Consider the following 21,264-nt stretch of genomic DNA (forward strand, 5'->3'; position numbering starts at 1 on the left):
GGCTCGTTCGACGAACGCATCCGCATCGGCTCGAAACAGGAGATGAAACTATCTGTAGTCTAACAATGCCAGTCAAAAGTCGGCGAGCCCGAAGACAGCCAGAACTGCATGAAATGCAGCTAATCCCTGCTCATTCTTCTCACCGCATGCATAAACATTGGGCGGGCTTTGGTCATGCCCCGCTTCAGGCGGGGCATCCAGTATGCGGTGGCCTCTCCGTTTGAGCACAACCGCCTCTGGAATACTGGATCGCCCGTTCGCGGGCGATGACAGAGAAGGCGTGGCGCGCCGCCCCCTCACGCGGGCGAAGCAATCCATTTCGCCGCTCGTTGAGATATGGATTGCTTCGTCGCTATCGCTCCTCGCAGTGACGGGTGGCAGCGTTCACGTTCCGCCGGCGAGCGTCTTCACCAGGCGATAGAGATAGTCCTCACCTTCGTAGAATGATTTCACCAGAATCCGTTCATCCTTGCCGTGGGCGCGGATGTCGCTGATATCGGCGGCAAGGCCGGAATGGCCGTAGGTCGGGATTCCCGCGTTGCGCAGATAGCTCCCGTCGGTGGCGCCGGTGCTCATGGTCGGGATCACCGCCGCCGTCGGCCAGAATTCGTGCGACAGTTTATCGATTGCGCCCATGATCTCCTCGTGCAGGGCCGACGGCGCGCTCAACACGGGCTGGCCCATTTGAGTGACCTGGATTTGATCGTCCGCAAGCACGCGCTCCAGCGTCGCCTTGACACCGTCGACCGGCTCGCCCGGCATGATGCGGCAGTTCACCTTGGCGGTCGCAAGCTGCGGCAACGCGTTCACGGCATGTCCTCCCTCGAGCATCGTCGCGACGCAGGTGGTGCGGAGCTGGGCGTTATAGGCAGGATTGGCCGCAAGCCGGACAAACGACATCGCAGCGGGGTCGGGCTTGTCCGACAGCACGGCGCGGATGTCGGACGCCGTCTGCTCACCCTCGAACTGTGCCGTGCGCTCGAAATACGCCCGGGTGGTCTCGTTCAGGTTGATCGGGAAACTGAACTTCGAGAGGCGAACCAGTCCCTCGGCGAGGCGATAGATCGCGTTGTCCTTGACCGGCACCGAGCTGTGGCCACCCCTGTTCTTGACTTCGAGCAGGTAGCTCAGCGAGACTTTTTCGGAAGTCTGCACGGTGTTCCGGATCGGCTTGCCGTCCTTCAGGCCGACACCGCCGCCTTCGTTAAGCGCGAATTCGGCATCGATCAGGTCGCGGTGATTCTTCAAGAGCCATTGGATGCCGAGCCCGTTGGCGTCCAGGATTTCTTCATCCGTTTCCAGCGCCAGGATGATATCGCGGTCTGGCTTGTAGCCCTCTTTCTTGTATCTGATGAGGTTGGTGACGAAGGCCGCGGCCATGTATTTGTCGTCGCCGCTGCCGCGGGCATAGAAATAGCCGTCCTGCTCGGTCAGCTTGAACGGATCGACCGACCAGTCCTCGCGATTGGCCGGGACCACGTCGATGTGAGCGAGCAGGAGGATCGGCTTGCGCGCGCCGCTGCCGCGCAGCCGTGCCACCAGATTCCCCTTGCGCTGTGCCGGCGAGAACACCTGCACGTCGCTATCCGGAAAGCCGGCGGCGCGCAACCGGGCCGCCATCGCCTCCGCAGCCTTGGCGGTGTCGCCAGTCGCGGTGACGGTGTCGATCTCGATCAGCTCCTGGTAGATGTCGCGCGCGAACTGCCGCTCCGGGCTCAGCCCTTCCGCAGCGGCTGCAGGACTTCCCAGCAGAGCCGCTGCAAGTACGGTCGACAGCAGGATTGAAAGCCTTGGTCTGACGTTTTCAACCATCTCGGGTCTCCGATTCCACTCGCCCCAGTTGTGCGACATTCAGACAGGGACGCTGAGGTTTTGCAAGATGCAAGGCCTGATGGCGGCGAGGCCTATTCGGAGTCAACTGTCAAGCATTCCACTGCTCCTTCGCTACAAATTGAAGAAGCTGCTCGATGCGGCGAGAGGCATTCGCTGTATCGCCTGACGGATCTGCAAATCATTCGTACGAAGTACGTTCTTAGAGCGATTCAATTCCAGCGCTGTTCTTTCTGTTCGCAGCGGCTGCTAAAGGCACCGCGCTAATTTCGTCCTGGAAGTGAATCGAAGTGAAAGTCAGTGCTGTTTGCCGTCTCGTGGGAGACCATCCAAACCGAGCCGGCGTCAGCCGCGCGCATTTTTTCATCGGCACCGCCGCCTTGCTGGCTGGTTGCTCCTCTTCCGTGACGATCGCGCGGGCACAATCGAGCGTGACCTTGCCGGCTGTGACAGTGGAGTCGCCAACGCAGAAGCGCAAGCCGGCGCGCCCGGCGGCCCCCTCCGCGCGTCGGACCCAGGCAGCGGCGGCGCCTCAACGTAATCGAAATGTGACGCCTGCGGAGCCTACGCCGTCCGAGCGCGCCGCGGCGGCAGCGGCGGCGCTGTACCAAGCCAAGCTCGGCTATCGCGCCATGCCCAGTTCGACCACGCTGCGCACCGGCGCTTCGCCGCTTGACACCTCGCAAGTCGTCAACGTCGTGCCCGAGCAGGTGCTGAAGGATCAACTGCCGCGCAATATCGACGACGCCCTGGTCAATGTCAGCGGCATCACCCAGACCAATACGCTCGCCGGCACCCAGGATGCCGTCATCAGGCGCGGATTCGGCGACAATCGCGACGGCTCGATCATGCGCAACGGCATGCCGCTGGTCCAGGGCCGCAGCTTCAATTCCGCGGTCGAAAGCGTCGAGGTACTGAAGGGACCTGCATCGCTGCTGTACGGCATCATGGATCCCGGCGGCATCGTCAACACGATCAGCAAGCGCCCGGACCTCTATCAGCACGGATCGATCACCGTGCTCGGCTCGACCTACGGCAACAGCAAGAACGGCGCCGATGCGACCTTCGATATCACCGGGCCGATCGGCCAGGGCGGTCTCGCCTATCGCTTCATCGGCTATGGCGTCAACGAGGACTATTGGCGCAATTTCGGGCGGCACCGCGAAACGCTGCTTGCGCCGTCACTGGCGTGGTACGGCGACACGACGACGGTGCAGTTCAACTACGAGCATCGCGATTTCATCTACCCGTTCGATCGCGGCACGGCATTCGATCCCATCACCAAGGCGCCGCTGGCCATTCCAGCGACCCGCCGGCTCGACGAGCCCTTCAACAACATGTGGGGCACATCCGATTTGGTGCAGGGCTCGGTCGAGCAACAGCTGAACGAGGACTGGAAGCTCTACGCCGGCTACAGCTACAATACCGAGGCATTCAGCGCCAACCAGCTTCGCATCACCGGCGTCAATGCCTTGACCGGCATCGAGACGCGCAGCAATGACGGCACGCAGGGTTCGCTCAGCAATGTGAGCTACGGAACGTCCTACCTGCAGGGCGGCTTCTGGATCGGCGGCATGCGCAACGATGTGCTGTTCGGCGGCGACGGCCAGTATCGCACGATCTACCGCAAGAACCTGATCCGCCAGTCGACACGCTCGTTCAACTTCTATGATCCGGTCTATGGGCTGGTCTTCCCAGGCACGACTGTCTCCGCCAGCGACAGCGACCAGACCGACAAGCTTGGACAATACTCCCTGTTCTTCCAGGATACACTGCATGTGACCGATCGGGTCGCGGTGGTCGCCGGCGTACGCTACATGGATTTCGACCAGTTGGCCGGGCGCGGACGCCCATTCAAAGCCAACACCGATCTGTCCGGTGACAAGGTGCTCCCGCTCGGAGGCGCCATCCTCAAGCTCACCGACGAGCTGTCCCTTTACGCAAGCTATACGCAGTCACTGAAACCGACCTCGACCATCGCGCCGCTCACCGGCGGCGTGGTGATTGGCTCCAATATCGCGCCCGAAGAGGGCGTCTCGTGGGAAACCGGCGCCAAGTTCGACATCAACAAGCGGCTCTCGGGAACGGTGGCGTTCTACGATATCGACAAGAAGAACGTGCTGGTATCGCAGCTCAACAGCGCTACGGGAATCGTCGAATTTCGTACCGCCGGCAAGGTCCGCTCACGCGGCATCGAGATCGACGTCACCGGAAGGCTGACCGACAATTGGAGCATGATCGGGAGCTATGGCTACACCGACGCGCGGGTGATCGAAGATCCCACGCTGGCCGGCATGGCGCTGCAGAACGTCGCCCTGAACACGGCCTCGCTTTACCTGGTCTACGATTTCGGCACCGCGTTGCCGGGCCGGCTCCGGCTGGGCGGCGGAGCGCATTATGTCGGCGATCGGCCTGGCGATGCAGCGAACACGTTCGTGCTGCCGTCCTATGTGGTCGCGGACGTGTTTGCGAGCTATGAGACCAAATACGACAACCTGCCGGTGATCTACCAACTGAACGTCAAGAACCTGTTCGACACCGTTTACTATCCCTCGGCCGTGAGCAATCTGGCCGTCGCTCTCGGCGACGCGCGCCGTGTCTCGCTCTCGGCGACGATGAAGTTCTAGCCATGAGCATGCCGCGGGTAGCCACCGGATTGCTGGTCGCGCTGGCCTCCGCCTTCGTTGCTGGCATGGCGGCAGGCCGCGCCGATGAGATCACGCTTTACTCGACCAGAGAGATAAATCTGATCGAGCCGGTGATATCAGCTTTCACGGAAACCAGCGGCATCAAGGTCAATCCTGTCTTTGTTGAAGACAGCCTGGGTCAAGCGCCTGACGTTGGAAGGTGATGCGTCGCCGGCGGACGTACTGATCACGATCGGACTGGACAAGACCACCCAGCTCTCAAACCAGGGGTTGACGCAGACTTTTGCATCGCCGCTGCTCGAGCGAGCCGCGCCGCCGAACCTGCGTGGCGGGTCCTCGCAATGGATCGGCCTCTCCATCCGGCCCCGCGTCGTAATGGTGCGCGGGGACAGCCCGCTGGCCGCAATCGCCTATGAAGACCTCGCCGATCCGAAATGGCGCGGCAAACTGTGCATGCGCTCGCCGCTGCATCAGAACAACATCGCACTGATCGCGGCCTTCCTCGTTCATCACGGAGAAGGACCGACAGAGGCCTGGCTCAAGGGCCTGAAGAATAATTTGGTCCACAAGCCGGCTGGCAAGGACAATGACGTGATCCGAGAGATCGCACAAGGAACGTGCGAGATCGGCATCGCCAATACCGTGGCACTGGCGCAATTGCGGGACGGACGGGAAGGCGACGACTTGCGCGGATGGGCCCGAACCGTCAAGGCCGTCCCGACGACGTTCAAGGGCGGCGACAGCCATGTCAATCTGACGGGCGCAGCCATTGCGAAGCATGCGCCCCACATGGCCGCCGCGCTGAAATTCATCGAGTTCCTTGTGACGCCGGCGGCACAGCGAATCTATGCGGCGGCCGAACTGGAATATCCCGTGCTCGCCTCGGCGGACCGCGATCCGATCCTCGAGGAAATCGGATCGTTCAGCCCCGATGCGGTGCCGATCGATCGCATTGCTGCGCATCAGCAGGCTGCGGTTGCTCTGGTCAAGAAAGTCGACTTCGACGAGTGAGCGCCCTGGCCGAAAACGCCGCGACCGCCGGATCGGAAGGTGAAAACAAAATTGTCATACAGCGCGCGAACAGGACATTATTCTTCGCGGCAAACATTGTCGTGCGTGCTCAATCGCGCGTCGGCACACAACATAGAACTATTACAAACTGTGTGAGCCTTGCTTGGGTGGCGGGATGAATATCTTTTCGGTATCGTTCCGATAATGCTGTTGAGTGGGCGGTGATCACCAGGCCTTCGCCGATTTCGACGCTGATCCCGCCACCAGTTCCTTCCAATTTATGAGCAAGTACTCGATCAAGACCGCCCTGTTGCAGGTCCACTCCGTCATTGGCCTTGCGCTGTCGCTGGTGCTGGCCATGGTCGGGATGTCAGGCGCGATCATGAGTTTCGAGGATGAAGTCCAGGCCAGCCTGAATACGGCGATCACGCGGGTCGAGGCTCGCGCGGTTCCGACGCTGACGCCGGACCAGTTGATCGCGCGACTGCAGGCCAATCCCGACTCTGGCAAAGTTGCGTCCGTGACGATGGCCAGTGACCCGTCCGCGGCGGTGCGGATCCGGTTTGCCCGCAGCGCGGATGGCTCGCGGCCTTCCTCGATCTATGTCGATCCCTATGATGGGCGTGTGCTCGGCTCGCCGCGCGGAGAGGAGTTTTTCGTCACCGTCCGCAAGCTGCATCGCTGGCTGCTGTTGCCCGGCGATGCCAAGGGCTATGGCCGGCCGATCACGGGCGTGGCTGCCATCGGACTGATCGCGATGCTGATCTCCGGAATCGTGCTGCGATGGCCCCATCGCGCCCGCAGCGTGAAGATGTGGCTGAAGCCGAATCTGGCGTTGCGCGGTCGCGGCTTCCACAGGTCGCTCCATGCCGTCGCTGGAACCTGGGTGCTGCCGATCTACCTCGTGATGGTGCTCACCGGCCTGTGGTATTCGTTCGACTGGTACAAGAGCGGCGCCACCTGGCTGCTGTCGCGTCCTTCGACTGCCGCCGCGCCGATGAAGCCCAAGCCGGCGCGAGACGTCAGCGCAGCAGAGACCAAACCGGTTGCGCTCGATCGCGTATGGTCGACATTCCTGCACGAACAGGGCGGCCGCTACGCGACGGCCCTACTCGCGCCGCCTGATGCAGGCACTGTCGTGCGGGTCCGGTCCTGGGCGCGCGATGCGTCGCATCCGGGCGCGCGCGACGAATTCCGCATCGACGCCATCACTGGCCGGCTAGTGTCATCGGAGATTTACGCGGACAAGCCCGTCGGCGAGCGGATGCTTTCGAGCGTCTTGGATATTCATCGCGGCAGCATCTTTGGCTGGCCGGGCAAGCTGCTATTCATGCTCGCCGCCGCGCTGATGCCGCTGTTCGTGGTCACCGGCCTTTTGCTGTATCTTTCGCGGCGAAGGCACCGGCGTCTCTCGCGGCCGCCGCTCGGGAGCCTTGTTCCGGGCGAGTGAATCGCCCAGCCGTGAATTACTTAGTGTCCTTCGCCGCGACCACCTCGATCTCGACCAGGAAGCCAGGATTGGCAAGCGAGGCGACGCCGACCACTGAGCGCGCCGGCAGGTTCGGCTGGCTGCCGCCGAAGAACTGCGTGTAGCCTTCCATGAAGGCCTTGAAATCCATCGGCGCGTTCGGGCTGTGCACCAGGAACACCTGCATCTTGATGACATCGCCCATGCCGAGGCCGAGCCCGTCAAGGATGCCCTTGATCCGATTGAGCACGCCGACGCTCTGGGTCTTGGTGTCGCCATAGGCGTCCCGGCTCGAAGGATCGGCGTCCTTGTTGATCACCGGCGGCACCTGGCCGCTGACATAATAGATCGTGGCGTTGCCGGTGACCTGCACAGATTGCGCAATCGGAAATGTCGAATTCGGAATTGGATGCCGGACGATCTCGGCCTGCGCGGGCGCGGAAGCCATCGCCGCGAGCAGGACAATCGGCAGCATCGTGCGAAATTTCATCTGATCCCCCGTTTAACAGTGCTTCACCGGCGCGCTTCCGCGACTTCCCTGGCCGTCACCGCGTCCGTGTAGCTGTTGCCGAAATGCGTCCTGAGATAATTCACAACCGCGGCGACTTGACCATCGGTCATCATGTCGCCGAAGGCCGGCATGCCGCGCCGGCCGTTGACGACGAGATGGACGGCATAGCTGGAGGTCGCAAGATTCCGGTTGGCGATCAGCGAGGGATAGGCCCCCGCGCCGGCGGCACCCGAGGCATCGGGCATGTGGCAGCCTTGGCAGACATTGGCGAACAATTCCTCGCCGGTCATTTCGACGAAGCGGTAGCCCGAGCTGAAGGTCGGGCGCGTGGCGGGGTTGTCCTGCGCGAAGTCCGCGGCCGCAGGGAGGAACGCGAGCAGTACGGCGCCTGCCCCTGGCGCAACGAAATGGGCTTTCGTCGACCTCATGTTTTCACCACCCGCTCGTGCAATCGTGCAATGGCGTCGAGCGAAGACAGGATCGCCCCCTCCTGCCAGGCCGGCAGATCGGATGCATGCTCGCCGGCCAGCACGATCCGACCGTCGATCTGGCACAGGTTCTTGTAGTGCTTCACCCTGCCCTCGTCGGTCCATTCGCCGCTGCAGCCGAGAGTGAAGGGCACGCGGTGCCAGGCGACCGCAACGCCGTTCTCGAACTCCTGTTTGTATTGCGGATGGATCATGGAACCGAACTCGACGGCGCTTGCGATCCGTTCTGCCGGCGTCATCGCGGTGAACTCATAGGCATTCGCACCCTCGAACAGATAGGCGCCGAGCAGCACGCCGCGTCCGGCGCGATTGAAGCCTTCATTGGGATAGGCGATCTGCCGGATCGGCAGGTCGGTATAGGTGATGCCGCCATAGATCGCCTCGTCTTCCTCCCAGAAGCGGCGCTTGAACTGCAGGCCGATCTTGACCGCGCCGGCATAGGAAACGGCGTCGATCGCGGCCTCCATGCGGCTGCCGACGTCGATCGGGATCTGGCTCAGGATCGACAACGGGATCGTGCAGATGCACCAATCCGCTTTTGCGTGCAGCACCGTCGACGGATTTGTCGTGTCGACATAGCTCACCGTGACGCCGCGGTCGTTCTGCTGGATCTGCGTCACCTTGGCGTTATAGCGGATGAGGTCGCCGACCTCTTTTGCAAAGGCCTTGCCGATCATGTCCATGCCGCCGACCGGCTGGAACATCGTGGTCTGGAAATTGTAGCGCGCAAAACTCTGCAAGTAGCGCCAGACGCGTGATCGCAAGAGATCCGACAAGGTGACGGGATCGCTCGGCAGCGGCGCGGAGCTCAAGCCCCCGCCGGGCTCGCGCGCATAGCCGCGGAACTCGGCCGAGAGGAGATTGGCATTGTACCTGTAGTCGGAATCGAGTGCGCCCCAGGAGCGCAGCGCCTGCAGCAGGATCTCCTGATCTTCCTTGGACACCGCTTCGTCGAGCTTGCCCTGCTGGGTCACTTTCGCGAGCAGTTCGGAAACCTGGCCCTGGAAATCCGCCTTGATCGCGCGGATTTTTTGCGGCTCGCCGCCGAACGCTCGCGAGGCGTGGAGATAAGCATTGTGGTTCAACTGAATGAAGGGTTCGAGCGCAACCCCGAGCCGCCTGCAATAATCGAGCAATGCACGATGGTGGTAGGGAATCCGCCACGGGCCCGGGTTGATGTAGAGACCGTGATCGAATTCGCAGGTCTGCTTGTAGCCGCCGAGTTCGACGAACGTGTCGCCGCCGCGCAGCGTCCAGTTGCGGCCGCCTGCCCTGTTGTTGAATTCGAGGATCTGGACCTTGTAGCCCGCCTTGCGCAACTCCAGCGCCGCCGTCATGCCGGCAAGTCCCGCGCCGAGGATCAGGACGGATGCGCCCTTCGGGTCGCCTTCGAGCCTCACCGGCCCCTTGTAAGTCGACTCGGAGGCAAAGCCCAGGCTGGTCATCGCGTGATACATCGCCGCGCTGCCGGCCATCGCGCCGATCAACGAGAAAAGATCACGCCGCCTGATGACTGCCGCTTCGCTTTGCATTGACGTCCCAGCCGGGCCAGATCGAGAGCAGCAAAGGAAACGATTGGCTCCTCACCTGTCAAGGAAGCGGCTCGGTTGAACGCGCGCCAACACGCGCTTTTGATGCGAGTTGGCGCGGTGATGCGAGATCGAGAGGTGAGCTGCGCCTCACCTCTCTCCCGTGTCTCCTCGCAAAAGGCGGCGAGAAGGCGTCATCCCACCGCGATCACCTTTTCGATGTGAACGCAGCGGCAATCCATCTCGTAGTCGAGACCGACCACCGGCGGGCGGTTGAAATGCCAGGTCAGGCCGTTCCTGAACACGCCACGGCGGCCGAGCTCGCTTTCCAGGATCGAATAGACGTCCTGCACGGTGTAAAGCTGCACGCCGGTGGTCTGCTTCCAGGTGCCGCCGAACGCGCTCATGCGGCGTTCCATCTCGTCCAGCACCCATTTTGCCTTGGCAAGCATGCCCGCCGGGCTGACGTCGCCGGGGCTGATGATGTGATCGCGATAGTTCGCCTTGCCTTCAGCTGACTCGCCGCTGCCGGCGACCACGAAGGACGGCGCAGCCTGCGGCGCCGGCACCGTGTAGGAAAAGGCGTGGAAGCAGGGCTCGGACGGCGGATCGATCTTCGGGCAGACATTGCTGCGCGCCACCGGATTGATGCCGTCCTTCATGACGCCCCATTCGATCAGGGTCTTGATGTAGATCTCGTTGAAGGCGCGAAAGCCCTCTTCGGTGAACGGTGCGGGCGAGCGCAATTCGCAGGCGCCGAACGCCGTGAGAGGACGGCCGGCATTCTTGAGGATTTCGGCGATCCGCACAAAGCCCGCCTTCAGCGGCACCGGATCGGCAAAACGGACGCGCTCGATGGTGAAACCGGGTAGCGCGCCGATCCCGCAGGAATACTGGCTGACGCCTGGCATGAAGCGATAACCGCCGTCTTGAACCTCGATGGTCGTAATCATGACACCTCTTTGCAACGTAAAGGGGCTAGAAAAGCCCGGGTTCGGTCATTCGTGGAGAACGCCGAGATAGGCATCGCGAACGATCGGATCGGCAAGCAGGTCGCTTCCCGAACCGCTTCGCACGATACGGCCCATGTCCATGACAAAGGCGCGGTGGCAGAGATCGAGCGCGATGGTGACGTCCTGCTCCACCAGCAGGATCGACGTGCCGCCAGCGTTGAGCTCGCGCAGCGCCGCCACGAGCTGCTCGACCAGCAAGGGCGAAAGCCCGAGCGAAAGCTCGTCGATCATCAACAGCAGCGGCGCGCTCATCAGGCCGCGGCCGATCGCGCACATCTGCTGCTCGCCGCCGGACAAGGTCGCCGCCGCCTGCCGCCGCCGCTCGCGCAGCTTCGGGAACGTGGCATAGACCTGATCGAGGTCGCGATTGATCTCGGCGCGGCCGGCGTCGCGCAAATAGGCGCCCATCAGCAGGTTCTCCTCGACACTCATCGCGCCGAACAGCCGCCTCCCCTCCGGCACATGCACGATGCCGTGGGCAAGGATCCCGGCGGCGGTGTCGCCGGTGAGATCGCGGCCTTCCGAGAAATAACTGCCCGCCGTGGTCGGGATCAGGCCCGACAATGCCCGCATCAGCGTGGTCTTGCCGGCGCCGTTGGAGCCGATCAACGCGGTGATCTCGCCGCGGCGAACGTCGAGATCGATGCCCCACAGCACCTGGATCTCGCCATAGCCGGCGCACAGCCCTTTCAGTTCGAGGATCAGGGAGCTAGCCACGGGCGGCATTCCGTTTGGCATATTGCTGGCCGAGATAGGCCTCGACAACAGCGGGATTCTCGATCACCTCGCGCGGCGCGCCATCGGCGATCAGCGCACCGTTGTGCAGCACCGCGATGCGGGTGCAGACATTGAGCACCACCTTCATCAGGTGCTCAATCATCACGATGGTGATGCCGCTGGCGGCAAGCTCATGGATCAGCTTGGTCGCGCGCTCGACCTCGGCGCTGTTGAGACCGGCATTGACCTCGTCGAGGAACAGCAGTTTCGGATTCATCGCGAGCGCTTTCGCAAGCTCCAGCCGCTTGCGCATGGCGAGCGTCAGCGTCGCGGCAGGGTGATTGGCCTGCAGCTCGAGGCCGACATAGACCAGATGGGCCATTGCCTGCTCGCGCGCCACCTTCAGGCTTTGACCCGGCTGCGAGAACAGAGCAGCCGCCGCGACATTGTCCAGCGCGGTGAACTCGGCAAAGGGTTGCACGATCTGGAAGGTGCGCGACAGGCCGAGCCGCGCCGCCTGATAGGTCTTGATGCGCGTAATGTCGTTGCCGTCGAAAGCGATCTTCCCCGAATTGGCCGGCGTGACGCCGCAGATGGTGTTGACCAGCGTGGTCTTGCCGGCGCCGTTTGGTCCGATCAGGCCGAGCACCTCGCCTCTGTTGACGGTGAGCGTGACGTCGCGCAGCGCCTGCAGGCCGCTGAAATGCCTTGATACGTTCTCGAGGCGAAGGATCTCAGACATGCTTGACCCGTCGCCAGAGGTTGGACGGCCGCAACGAAATCAGGCCATGCGGCAGGAACAGCAGCAAGAGGACGATGATCAGCCCGAGCACGCCGGTGTGGATCTGGATGTAGTTGCGCCAGACCACTTCCTCTAATCCGAGATAGAGGAATGCGCCGCAGGCAACGCCGAGCGGCGAGCCGAGGCCGCCCATCAGCGCCATCACGATCGGTTTCACCGAATAGAGAATGTCGAAGACATCGGACGGGTCGATATAGTGCACCCAGGCGGCATAGACGCCGCCGGCCGCGCTGACAAAACAAGCCGACAGGCCGAAGGCGATGCTCTTGTAAAGCGTGGTGTTGAGGCCGACCATGCTGGAGGCGGTCTCGTTCTGGCGGATGCAGGCGAGCCCGAAGCCGAGCTTCGAGCCAGCGACGGCCATCACCATCAGCGCGGTGAGCAGCAGCAGGATCCACATAGCGTAAAAGAAGAACATCGCCTCCGCGAGCACGCCGGAGCCGGACACCAGGGGGATGTTGAGGCCCATGCCGCCGCCGGTGAGATCGGTGGCATTGTTGACGAGCTCGCGCAGCACCTCGACCAGCGAGAGGCTTGCGATCGCAAAGTAATGTCCGCGCAGGCGCAGCAGAGCCGCGCCAAGTGCCGCCGTGATCAACAAGGCGGCGACCGCGGAGATGACGACGCCAAGCCAGAGCGGCAATCCCTTGCCCAGCAGCACGCCCGTGGTGTAGGCGCCGAAGCCGAAGAAGGCGGCGGTCGCAAACGAGGGATAGCCGGCAAAGCCGCCGACCACGTTCCAGGACAGCGCGAGGATCGCATACATGCAGGCGATAGTGCCGAGCCGCAGCGCATAGGCGCCGCCAAACAGCGGCAGCGATGCGACGACCGCGAGCAGGACAAGCAGAGCGATATTCGACTTCGTCATTCAAAACCCTTCCGGCCAAGGAGCCCCTGCGGGCGCAGGATCAGGAAGACGATGAGCAGGATGAAGGACAGCGTGGTCGCATGGGCCGGACCGAAGAACGTCGAGCCGATCCCTTCGACCAGCGCCAGCAGCAGCCCGCCCGCGAGCGCGCCCGAGACGCTGCCGAGGCCGCCGAGCACGCAGACCACGAAGGCCTTTCCGAGATAGCCCGACGAGGTCAAGGGCGAGATCGGAAAGATCAGCGCCATCAGCACGCCGGCGCAGCCGGCAAGCGCAGCACCGAGGCCAAACGCGATGGCGTAGATCGACTTGACGTCAACGCCCATCAGCACCGCCGCGTCGCGGTCCAGCCGCACCGCGACGATGGCGCGCCCGACGCGCGAGCGTCGCAGCAGGAGATAGAGCAATCCGGTCAGCGCCAGCGCGGAGACGGTCGCGATCAGACGATCGACCGGAACCACCACATCGAAGATCGAGACCGAGCCGAGCGACGGCGTCAGCGTCAGCTTGCGGTAATCAGCCTTGAAGAAATAGATCATCGCGTTGTTCAGGATCAGGTCGAGCCCGAACGTCATCGTCAGCGTCACCAGCACGGGGGCGGTGATCACGCGGTTGAGCAACAGCCGCTGCAGGAGGTAGCCGAGCACGAAGAACAGCGGCGCAGCGACCGCGACCGAGTACCAGGGCGAGATGTGCAGCGCGTTGTAGAGCCCGTAGGCGAGATAAGCGCCGAGCACGATGAAGGAGCCGTGGATCAGGTTGATGACGTTGAGCACGCCCCAGACCAGCGAGAAGCCGATCGCGATGCAGGCATAAAGGCAGCCGAGAACGACGGCGTTCACCAGGATCTGGGCTGCGTGCATGAGGGTGCCCTAACCGATCAGCTCAAGAGTGTCGTCATTGCGAGGAGCGAAGCGACGAAGCAATCCATTCTTTCTACTTGTGGAGACATGGATTGCTTCGCTTCGCTCGCACTGACGGTTGGTCATCAATTGACACCGACCTTGAGATCGCCCTGCTTGATGGCTTCCGGGAACAGCACCACGGGCTTGGCGCTCTGGATCTGGAAGACCGGCGGATCGAGCGAGTTGATCTGGCCATTGGCACCAAACCTGACGGGGCCGAAGAAGGTCACCACGTCGAGCTTGGCGAGTTCATCGCGTACCTTGTCGCGATCGAGCGAGCCGGCCTTTTCGATCGCCATCTGGAACAGCGCGCCGCACAACGCCGCCGACGCCTGGCCATAGTCCGGCTCGCTCTTGTACTTGGCCTTGAACAGCTTCACGAAATTCTCGGTCGCGCCGAAGATGTCCTTGCCCTCATATCGCGCGGCCGGATGCCACCAGGAGGCGCTGGTGATGTTCTCGGCGGTCTTGCCACCGGACTCGATGAATTCCTGGTAGGCGGGACCGGCGATCATGGTGACGACCGGCGCCTTCATCTCCTGGTCGACCATCTGTTTGCGCACCAGGAGCAGGTCGTTGATGTAGCCGGTGACGAAGATCCATTGCGGCGCCAGCGACTTGATCTGCGACAGCGCCGCCGAGTGATCGAGCGTGCCGATCGCATATTTCTCGAAATAGACGAGGTCGAAGCCGTTCGCCTTCGCCGACTTCTCCATCTCCTGCGCGATCGCGAGCGGGAACAGGTCGTTGCGCGCGAGGATGGCGACCTTCTTCACCTCGGGCACCTTGGCCTTGATGATCTGTGTCAGCGGCGTCGTCAGCGTGTCGTTCGGCGTGAAGGTGCCAAACAGATATTTGTAGCCCTGGTCGTAGACCTGGACGGAGGACGCGGTCGCCGCCAGCGTCGGCACCTTGTACTTCTCGGACACGGTGCTCGCCGCCTTGGCCGCGCCGGAACCGAAGGCGCCGAACATGAAGTTGACGTTGTCCTGGCTGATCATCTGCTCGGTCGCCTGTACCGCGCGCGGCGTGTTCGACTGATAGTCGGCGTAGACGATCTCGACCTTGTATTTCTTGCCGCCGACGGAAATGCCGCCGGCCTTGTTCGCCTCGTCGGCCCAGAGGTCGTAGCCCTGCTGCTGCTTGATCGCCTCAGGCGCGAGCGGGCCGGTGATCGGCAGCGGGGCCCCGAAACGGATGACGTCCTCGGCCGACGCGTTAGAAGCCAGCGCGCCGGAGAGAACCGCTGCCGCCCATATTGGGGTTGCAAGACGCGCGCAACGAGTGACCCAAGACTTATTCATAGAATATTTCTCCATGGCGGCCAGACCGAATGGAAAAATCATGGCAAATCCCGCATTCGAATAAAAGCATTGAAATTAGAGGTCTGAGGTCGAATAATTCGATCCCTGGTCAGCGCCTGCCATCTTGTTGGGCAGACCGACAGGAGGACGAACGCCGCATGATCGAGTCAGCCGCCATCCGATATTTCCGAGAGGTCACTCAATGCGGCTCGATCAAGCAAGCGGCTGCTACGCTGCGGATCGCGCCGAGCGCGATCAGCCGGCAGATGCAGGCGATCGAGGAGGAGCTATCGGCAAAGCTGTTCGAGCGCGGCCCGCGCGGGATGCAGCTCACCGGCGCCGGCCATTTGCTGTACCGCTACGCGGTCGAGAACCGCAATCAGCTCGACGGCATTCGCGTCAAGGTGCAGGAATTCGACAGCTCGCGGCGTGGACAGGTCAGGATCGCCACCGTCGAGGGCATGCTGATGAGCTTCCTGTCGAATTTCGCCGTTGACCTTGCCGGCGACTATCCGGGCATCTCGATCTCGATGACAATGGTGGGCTCGCGCGACGTGGCCGAGAAGGTTGGCCATAACGATGCTGACCTCGGCTTCGTGTTCGGCCGCGCGCCGCGCAGCGACCTGATCGAGCTCGGGCGAATGCGGCAGTCGCTGTGCCTGATCGTCTCGCCACGCCATCCGTTGGCGAACAAGGCGAGCTGCACGGTGAAGGAACTCGCAGGGCTACGCGTTGTGGTTCCCGATCCGTCCTTCGGCATTCGTCAGGAGGTCGATCGCGCCTGCGCGCAGGCCAAGGTCAGGCTCGAGGTGTGCACCGAGACCAACTCGCTCGCCTTCGCACAAAGGCTTGCCGCGCGCACCGATCTCGCCACCTTCTTGCCGCGTGTGGCCGCGGTGCAGGCGCTGGAGGCGGGCCTGCTCGTTGCCGTGCCGCTACGCGACAAGCGGCTGGAGGCGACGCAGGTCACCATGGTCCGGCTGGCGAGCCGAAACCTGTCGCCGTCCTGCCGGCTGGTGGCCGACCTCCTGATCGGCCGGATGCGGGAAGAGCAGGACTGAATTGTCCGAGCTCAGCTCGCTTCTCGCAACTTGAAGCGCTGGATCTTGCCGGTCTGCGTTTTCGGCAGCGCATCGACGAAGCTGATGGCGCGGGGATATTTGTACGGCGCGATCCTGGCCTTGACGTGATCCTGCAAGAGCTTGACCTGCAACTCGTCGCAGCGGCAGCCCTGCTTCAGCACGACATAGGCCGAGACGATCTGCCCGCGCTCTTCATCGACCTGCCCGACCACCGCACATTCCGCGACATCTGGATGTGTCAGCAGCGCGGCCTCGACCTCGGGACCTGCGATGTTGTAGCCGGAAGAAATGATCATGTCGTCGGCGCGGGCGACGAAGGAGAGCCTGCCATTCTCGTCGCGCACGAACGCGTCGCCGGTCAGGTTCCAGCCATCGCGCACATATTTGGTTTGGCGCGCATCCGCGAGATAGCGACACCCGGTCGGGCCGCGCACCGCGAGTTTACCGACCTTGCCGGGCGGCAACTCGTTCATGTCGTCGTCGACGATTTTTGCCTCATAGCCGGAAACCGGATGTCCGGTCGTGCCCGCCACGGCATCGCCGATCCGGTTGGTGATGAAGATGTGCAGGATCTCCGTGCTGCCGATGCCGTCGAGAATCGGCTTACCGGTCTTCCTGGTCCAGCTTTCGAACACCGGCGCCGGCAACGTCTCGCCGGCGGAAACAGCGATGCGCAGCGATGACAGATCGGCGCCGTTGTCCATCGCGGCCATCATCGCACGGTAGGCGGTCGGCGCGGTGAAGCAGATCGTGGCCTTGTAGGTCTCGATGATCTCGACCATCTGGTTCGGCGCGGCGTTTTCCAGCAGCGTCGCGGTGGCGCCGAACCGCAAAGGAAAGATCGCAAGCCCGCCGAGGCCAAACGTGAAGGCCAGCGGCGGCGAGCCGACAAAGACGTCGTTCTCGGTGACATCTAGCACTTCCTTCGCATAGCCGTCCGCGACGATCAGGAGATCGCGGTGGAAATGCATCGTCGCCTTCGGCTCGCCGGTCGTGCCCGATGTGAATCCTAATAGCGCCACGTCATCGCGGCCGGTCTTGACCGCGTCGAACCGCACCGGCTTGCTCAATGCGACGCGGTCGAGCTCGGCGTCGTGATTCTGCGTGCCGTCGAAATTGACGACCTGCTTGAGGAATTTGCTGGTCTTGGCACAGGCGACAAGTTCGTCGGCGATACGGCTATCAGTTAGCGCCAGCGAGATTTCCGCCTTATCGACGATCTTCGCCAGTTCACCGGCGCGCAGCATCGGCATGGTGTTGACGACCACGGCGCCGGCCTTGGTCGCGGCGAGCCAGGCAGCGACGAAGGCCGGATTGTTACCGGAGCGGATCAGCACGCGGTTGCCGGGCTTGACCCCGTAGTTCTCGACCAGCGCATGCGCAAGGCGGTTGGACCAGTCGGTCAATTCCTTGTAGGTGCGCTGGCGGCCGTTGCCGATCAGCGCAGTGTGGTCGCCAAAGCCTTTCTCGACCATGCGGTCGGTCAGTTCGACTGCGGCATTGAGATATTCTGGATATTGAAATTCAGGCCGGTCGAGCAGCAGGTCCGGCCATTGATGGAATGGCGGAAGATTGTCGCGCGTGAACGTGTCGACATGGGCGGAAGGGCCCAGCTTCGGTGCAAGAACTGCCATATCCATCGCCCCTCGCTTTCCAGCAAGAATGCTCACGATCACACATCGAGGACGCCCGGCAGCGTATCCGGCAACAATTTTATACTTAAAACAATTTCACGCAAGAGCCGATTTTGCGCTTCGGAGAATTCAGTCCTGCGCCAATTCGCGCAGGCGCGTGACCATCGCCGAGTCCGGATCGGCGAGCGGCGCGATCGCGGTGAAATGATTGGCAGCGGCGACGACGCCGAAGCGGGTGGCAACGCCGGCCGCGCCCCATTGTTCGACGATGGTGCGGCTTTGCCGATGATATTCGGCGCTTTCGGTTTCGCCGACCACCGCATCCAGCGCTGCTCCGGCCGGCGGCCGCCAGAACAGCGGACTTGCAGCCTCGGCCGCCGCGGCATCCAGACGCAATGCCTTGTTGATCGAGGTTTCGACCAGCGGCGCGAGCTCGAACAGGCCCGAGATCGAATAGGCGGATATGACCGGCCGCTTCGGCAGCGACGCATCGAGCGCCGGCCAATCGGTCGCGAGCATGCAGGCGGCGAGATGCCCGCCCGCGGAATGGCCGCTCACCACCAGCGGTCGGCCAAGCCGAGCCAATACGCGCGAGGCATCTCGCATCTGGCCGATGATGTCGGCAATGGTGACAGTGGGACAGAGATCGTAGCTTGGCACGGCAACCGTGACTCCGTGGGCATTGAGCCCGCGCGCGCAATGGCTGAAGAAGGAGCCGTCGAGCGCCTGCCAATAGCCGCCGTGGATAAAGACGACGATCGGCCCCTCGCTGCTTTCAAACAAATCAATGGTGTGGCGATTGCCCGGGCCGTAGGCGATGCGGCGCGGCGCATGCTGCGCGCGATAGGCGGCCGCGTCCCTGGCCCAGCCTTCGATCAGCGCGGGATGTTCCGGTACCCGCGCGCGGTTGTTGTATTCGACCTCGTAGTCGACCCCAGCCACGCCGCTCATGGCGTCCGCGCTTTGGCCGATCGCTGCGCCGACGCCTTTGTCTTGGCGAGCAGCCGCATCAATTCGCTGATATCCTTGCGCGAGAGGTCGGCGAAGACATCGGCGATCCAGGTCTCGTGCTCGGCGGCCATCTTGCGGAACTCGGCGCGGCCGAGCTTTGTCAGCCGGATGAACTGCACGCGCCGATCGGTCTCCGAGGTGCGGCGGTCGAGATGACCGGATTCCACCAGCCGTTCGACCAGACCGGTCACATTGCCGTTCGACACCATCATCCGCTTGGAGAGGTCGGAGAGCGTCATGCCATCAGGCACCTTGTCGAGCTGGGCCATCAGGTCGAAGCGCGGCAACGTAACGTCGAAGCGCTCGCGAAGGCGGCTGCGCACCTCGCCCTCGATCAGGGTGGTGCAGGTCAGGAGCCGAAGCCAGAGCCGAAGCTCGGTGCCGTGATCCTCCGGCAGTTCGACCGCTTTTGTCTCGGAATCAAGCATCATGGGTAGTCACGCCTTTCGCGGCGCCAATCGCAGCCGATCGTTTTGACCTTCAAGCAATTCGCGGCATATCGCAAGCCGAATGAGCGATGCTCCATGATATCGCGGGATCTCTTTAAGCTTCAAGCAATTTGGCGCGGCGCTTGCATGCGGGCTTGCATGCGCTCGGCGGGCGGTCGAGACGCGGCGAGGCATTCGCTTGCGGCGCTTGCCGTCGTCAGAATAAGCTGTGGCGCGGGATTTTGATCTTTGTTGGCGCGGGGACAGACCATGAAACGGGCATTGAAGTTGGCAGGACTGGCGGCGCTGTTCGCCCTTGCTGCCGGACCTGCGCTGGCGCAGGAGAAGATCAAGATCGGCGTCATCGTGACGACGTCGGGCCCGGCTGCCGCGCTCGGCCAGCAGGTGCGCGACGGTTTTGCGCTGGCGATCAAGGATCTCGGCGGCAAGATGGCGGGCCGCGAGGTCGAGGTCGTCAATGTCGACGACGAGCTCAAGCCGGATGGCGCGGTGACCAAGGTGCGCGGGCTCCTGGAGCGCGACAAGGTCGATTTCGTGGTCGGGCCGATCTTCTCCAACATCCTGCAGGCGATCCATCGCCCCGTGACCGAGAACAAGACGTTCCTGATCTCGCCCAACGCCGGACCCTCGAGCTACGCCGGCAAGGAATGCAACCCATTCTTCTACGTCACCTCCTATCAGAACGATCAGGTGCACGAGATCCTCGGCAAGGTCGCGCAGGATCGCGGCTACAAGCGCGTCTATCTCCTGGTGCCGAACTATCAGGCCGGACGCGACTCGGTGGCCGGCTTCAAGCTCGACTACAAGGGCGAGATCGTCGATGAATCCTATACGCCGCTCAACACGCTCGACTTTCAGCCCGAATTGACAAAAATCTCCTCGCTGAAGCCGGATGCGCTGTTCACCTTCATGCCGGGTGGCATGGGCGTCAATCTGGTGAAGCAGTACAGGCAGGCCGGCGCCACCGTGCCCGTGCTATCGGCCTTCACGGTCGATGAATCCACGCTGCCGGCCCAGCAGGATGCGGCGGTCGGCATGTTCGGCGGCGCCAACTGGGCGCCCAACCTCGACAATCCCCAGAACAAGAAGTTCGTGGCGGCCTATGAAGCCGCCTACCAGAGCGTCCCCGGCACCTACGCCATGCAAGCCTATGATGCGGCGCTCTTGATCGACAGCGCTGTGAAAGCGGTGAACGGCAACCTCTCCAACAAGGAGGCGGTCGCGGCGGCGCTGAAGAAGGCCGATTTCGTTTCGCTTCGCGGCGGCTTCAAGTTCAACGCCAACGGCTATCCGATCCAGGACTTCTATCTGACCCAGGTCGCCAAACGTCCTGATGGAAAGTTCCAGACCGAGATCGTACAAAAGGTGTTCGAGAACTACGGCGACCGTTACGCCAAGGATTGCTCAGGCAAGTAAGCGAGGGAGTGGAACAATGAACGACGAGATCGCGGGCATCACCCGCGCCAACGAGGGCATGCAGGGCATCACCTGGAACATCCTCGGCCAGACCTATGTGCCGAAGAACCGCACCGAGCATTCGTTCTCGTGGCATGCGACGTTTCCGCCCGGCACCTTCGTGCCGCCGCACATCCATCCCGACCAGAACGAATATCTCTACATCCTCGAAGGCAAGCTCGACTTCATGCTCGACGGCGCCGATGAATCGGCGACGCCAGGCGATCTCGTGCGCCTGCCGATGGGCAAGCCGCACGGCATCTTCAACAAGTCACAGCAGGCGGCGAAGACGCTGTTCTGGGTGTCGCCGACGCGCCGGCTCTACGACCTGTTCTGGGCGATCCACAACATGCGGGAGCAGAACCCGGATGACGTGGTGAAACTCGCCGCCGAGTACAACATCCACTTCCTGCCGCCGCCGGCGGCTGCTTAAGTTCGTAGCTCGGGATGGGGCGCCGCTTTCCACCTCTCCCGAAGGGAGAGGTCGGCGCGAAGCGCCGGGTGAGGGGTTTTGCTCCCTCGTGGACACCGCCCCCTCA

Annotated in this window: 20 protein-coding genes; 7 read left to right on the forward strand and 13 right to left on the reverse strand. The window is 62.8% G+C overall.

The features are described 5' to 3' along the window. Window positions 1-384 precede the first annotated feature (384 nt). Window positions 385-1,812: a M20/M25/M40 family metallo-hydrolase gene (locus AC5ZG1_RS10250; RefSeq protein ID WP_496132761.1), complete on the reverse strand. Its 1,428-nt coding sequence runs from the start codon at window positions 1,810-1,812 to the stop codon at window positions 385-387. A gap of 335 nt (window positions 1,813-2,147) precedes the next feature. On the opposite strand from AC5ZG1_RS10250, the gene AC5ZG1_RS10255 reads away from it, so the two are divergent. The 4 genes from AC5ZG1_RS10255 to AC5ZG1_RS10270 all read left to right on the forward strand — a co-directional run bounded on the left by AC5ZG1_RS10255 (window position 2,148) and on the right by AC5ZG1_RS10270 (window position 6,939). Next, window positions 2,148-4,457, forward strand: coding sequence for a TonB-dependent siderophore receptor (locus AC5ZG1_RS10255; protein WP_496132846.1), 2,310 nt, complete (start codon window positions 2,148-2,150; stop codon window positions 4,455-4,457). Window positions 4,458-4,486: 29 nt separating this feature from the next. Next, complete coding sequence (locus tag AC5ZG1_RS10260; protein ID WP_496132762.1) at window positions 4,487-4,681, forward strand: hypothetical protein; 195 nt, start codon at window positions 4,487-4,489, stop codon at window positions 4,679-4,681. Next, on the forward strand, window positions 4,638-5,489 hold the full coding sequence (locus AC5ZG1_RS10265) for an extracellular solute-binding protein (RefSeq protein ID WP_496132763.1): 852 nt from the start codon (window positions 4,638-4,640) through the stop codon (window positions 5,487-5,489). The genes AC5ZG1_RS10260 and AC5ZG1_RS10265 overlap by 44 nt, the downstream gene beginning before the upstream one ends. Before the next feature lie 280 nt (window positions 5,490-5,769). Beyond that, the gene (locus tag AC5ZG1_RS10270) at window positions 5,770-6,939 is read left to right on the forward strand and encodes a PepSY-associated TM helix domain-containing protein (RefSeq protein ID WP_496132847.1); all 1,170 of its coding nucleotides are present in this window, start codon (window positions 5,770-5,772) and stop codon (window positions 6,937-6,939) included. A 16-nt stretch (window positions 6,940-6,955) separates the two neighbouring features. Here the strand turns inward: AC5ZG1_RS10270 and AC5ZG1_RS10275 are convergent, their stop codons facing one another. From AC5ZG1_RS10275 to AC5ZG1_RS10315, 9 genes are all read right to left on the reverse strand, one after another. Continuing rightward, window positions 6,956-7,447: a RidA family protein gene (locus AC5ZG1_RS10275; RefSeq protein WP_496132764.1), complete on the reverse strand. Its 492-nt coding sequence runs from the start codon at window positions 7,445-7,447 to the stop codon at window positions 6,956-6,958. Window positions 7,448-7,470: 23 nt separating this feature from the next. Beyond that, the gene (locus tag AC5ZG1_RS10280) at window positions 7,471-7,896 is read right to left on the reverse strand and encodes a c-type cytochrome (RefSeq protein ID WP_496132765.1); all 426 of its coding nucleotides are present in this window, start codon (window positions 7,894-7,896) and stop codon (window positions 7,471-7,473) included. Continuing rightward, window positions 7,893-9,488, reverse strand: a complete 1,596-nt coding sequence (locus AC5ZG1_RS10285) for a flavin monoamine oxidase family protein (protein WP_496132766.1) — start codon at window positions 9,486-9,488, stop codon at window positions 7,893-7,895. Before AC5ZG1_RS10285 ends, AC5ZG1_RS10280 begins: the two co-directional genes overlap by 4 nt. Window positions 9,489-9,679: 191 nt before the next feature. Further along, a complete protein-coding gene (gene cnbZ / locus AC5ZG1_RS10290; RefSeq protein ID WP_496132767.1) occupies window positions 9,680-10,438 on the reverse strand; it encodes a 2-amino-5-chloromuconate deaminase CnbZ in 759 nt (252 codons plus the stop codon). 45 nt (window positions 10,439-10,483) lie between these two features. Continuing rightward, the gene (locus AC5ZG1_RS10295; RefSeq protein ID WP_496132768.1) at window positions 10,484-11,215 is read right to left on the reverse strand and encodes an ABC transporter ATP-binding protein; all 732 of its coding nucleotides are present in this window, start codon (window positions 11,213-11,215) and stop codon (window positions 10,484-10,486) included. Continuing rightward, a complete protein-coding gene (locus tag AC5ZG1_RS10300; RefSeq protein WP_130229937.1) occupies window positions 11,208-11,957 on the reverse strand; it encodes an ABC transporter ATP-binding protein in 750 nt (249 codons plus the stop codon). The genes AC5ZG1_RS10295 and AC5ZG1_RS10300 overlap by 8 nt, the downstream gene beginning before the upstream one ends. Further along, entirely contained in the window at window positions 11,950-12,885 is a 936-nt protein-coding gene (locus AC5ZG1_RS10305; protein WP_028165279.1) for a branched-chain amino acid ABC transporter permease, read from the reverse strand. The genes AC5ZG1_RS10300 and AC5ZG1_RS10305 overlap by 8 nt, the downstream gene beginning before the upstream one ends. Next, window positions 12,882-13,748: a branched-chain amino acid ABC transporter permease gene (locus tag AC5ZG1_RS10310; protein ID WP_456645343.1), complete on the reverse strand. Its 867-nt coding sequence runs from the start codon at window positions 13,746-13,748 to the stop codon at window positions 12,882-12,884. Before AC5ZG1_RS10310 ends, AC5ZG1_RS10305 begins: the two co-directional genes overlap by 4 nt. A gap of 125 nt (window positions 13,749-13,873) precedes the next feature. Continuing rightward, the gene (locus AC5ZG1_RS10315) at window positions 13,874-15,094 is read right to left on the reverse strand and encodes an amino acid ABC transporter substrate-binding protein (RefSeq protein ID WP_496132769.1); all 1,221 of its coding nucleotides are present in this window, start codon (window positions 15,092-15,094) and stop codon (window positions 13,874-13,876) included. A gap of 158 nt (window positions 15,095-15,252) precedes the next feature. Here AC5ZG1_RS10315 and AC5ZG1_RS10320 point away from each other — a divergent pair, with 158 nt between their 5' ends. After that, window positions 15,253-16,155 (forward strand): LysR family transcriptional regulator, encoded by a 903-nt coding sequence (locus AC5ZG1_RS10320; protein ID WP_130229945.1) that lies wholly within the window; start codon window positions 15,253-15,255, stop codon window positions 16,153-16,155. Between the two features lie 11 nt (window positions 16,156-16,166). Here AC5ZG1_RS10320 and AC5ZG1_RS10325 read toward each other — a convergent pair whose 3' ends face one another. The 3 genes from AC5ZG1_RS10325 to AC5ZG1_RS10335 all read right to left on the reverse strand — a co-directional run bounded on the left by AC5ZG1_RS10325 (window position 16,167) and on the right by AC5ZG1_RS10335 (window position 19,252). After that, window positions 16,167-17,810, reverse strand: a complete 1,644-nt coding sequence (locus AC5ZG1_RS10325) for a benzoate-CoA ligase family protein (RefSeq protein WP_496132770.1) — start codon at window positions 17,808-17,810, stop codon at window positions 16,167-16,169. Window positions 17,811-17,939: 129 nt separating this feature from the next. After that, entirely contained in the window at window positions 17,940-18,761 is an 822-nt protein-coding gene (locus AC5ZG1_RS10330) for an alpha/beta hydrolase (RefSeq protein WP_496132771.1), read from the reverse strand. Further along, window positions 18,758-19,252, reverse strand: a complete 495-nt coding sequence (locus AC5ZG1_RS10335; RefSeq protein ID WP_028165273.1) for a MarR family winged helix-turn-helix transcriptional regulator — start codon at window positions 19,250-19,252, stop codon at window positions 18,758-18,760. The genes AC5ZG1_RS10330 and AC5ZG1_RS10335 overlap by 4 nt, the downstream gene beginning before the upstream one ends. A 267-nt stretch (window positions 19,253-19,519) precedes the next feature. Between AC5ZG1_RS10335 and AC5ZG1_RS10340 the strand changes: the two genes are divergently transcribed. Then, the gene (locus AC5ZG1_RS10340; RefSeq protein ID WP_496132772.1) at window positions 19,520-20,686 is read left to right on the forward strand and encodes an ABC transporter substrate-binding protein; all 1,167 of its coding nucleotides are present in this window, start codon (window positions 19,520-19,522) and stop codon (window positions 20,684-20,686) included. A gap of 16 nt (window positions 20,687-20,702) precedes the next feature. After that, the gene (locus AC5ZG1_RS10345; RefSeq protein ID WP_496132773.1) at window positions 20,703-21,158 is read left to right on the forward strand and encodes a cupin domain-containing protein; all 456 of its coding nucleotides are present in this window, start codon (window positions 20,703-20,705) and stop codon (window positions 21,156-21,158) included. The last annotated feature ends 106 nt before the right edge of the window (window positions 21,159-21,264 follow it).

The sequence above is a fragment of the Bradyrhizobium sp. Leo78 genome (assembly GCF_059512425.1).

Coding starts and splice junctions, on each gene's coding strand:
- AC5ZG1_RS10270 (WP_496132847.1), top strand. CDS start 5,770: ATGAGCAAGTACTCGATCAAGACCGCCCTGTTGCAGGTCCACTCCGTC.
- AC5ZG1_RS10315 (WP_496132769.1), bottom strand. CDS start 15,094: ATGAATAAGTCTTGGGTCACTCGTTGCGCGCGTCTTGCAACCCCAATA.
- AC5ZG1_RS10345 (WP_496132773.1), top strand. CDS start 20,703: ATGAACGACGAGATCGCGGGCATCACCCGCGCCAACGAGGGCATGCAG.
- AC5ZG1_RS10275 (WP_496132764.1), bottom strand. CDS start 7,447: ATGAAATTTCGCACGATGCTGCCGATTGTCCTGCTCGCGGCGATGGCT.
- AC5ZG1_RS10280 (WP_496132765.1), bottom strand. CDS start 7,896: ATGAGGTCGACGAAAGCCCATTTCGTTGCGCCAGGGGCAGGCGCCGTA.
- AC5ZG1_RS10320 (WP_130229945.1), top strand. CDS start 15,253: ATGATCGAGTCAGCCGCCATCCGATATTTCCGAGAGGTCACTCAATGC.
- AC5ZG1_RS10305 (WP_028165279.1), bottom strand. CDS start 12,885: ATGACGAAGTCGAATATCGCTCTGCTTGTCCTGCTCGCGGTCGTCGCA.
- cnbZ (WP_496132767.1), bottom strand. CDS start 10,438: ATGATTACGACCATCGAGGTTCAAGACGGCGGTTATCGCTTCATGCCA.
- AC5ZG1_RS10335 (WP_028165273.1), bottom strand. CDS start 19,252: ATGATGCTTGATTCCGAGACAAAAGCGGTCGAACTGCCGGAGGATCAC.
- AC5ZG1_RS10250 (WP_496132761.1), bottom strand. CDS start 1,812: ATGGTTGAAAACGTCAGACCAAGGCTTTCAATCCTGCTGTCGACCGTA.
- AC5ZG1_RS10300 (WP_130229937.1), bottom strand. CDS start 11,957: ATGTCTGAGATCCTTCGCCTCGAGAACGTATCAAGGCATTTCAGCGGC.
- AC5ZG1_RS10285 (WP_496132766.1), bottom strand. CDS start 9,488: ATGCAAAGCGAAGCGGCAGTCATCAGGCGGCGTGATCTTTTCTCGTTG.
- AC5ZG1_RS10310 (WP_456645343.1), bottom strand. CDS start 13,748: ATGCACGCAGCCCAGATCCTGGTGAACGCCGTCGTTCTCGGCTGCCTT.
- AC5ZG1_RS10340 (WP_496132772.1), top strand. CDS start 19,520: ATGAAACGGGCATTGAAGTTGGCAGGACTGGCGGCGCTGTTCGCCCTT.
- AC5ZG1_RS10330 (WP_496132771.1), bottom strand. CDS start 18,761: ATGAGCGGCGTGGCTGGGGTCGACTACGAGGTCGAATACAACAACCGC.
- AC5ZG1_RS10325 (WP_496132770.1), bottom strand. CDS start 17,810: ATGGCAGTTCTTGCACCGAAGCTGGGCCCTTCCGCCCATGTCGACACG.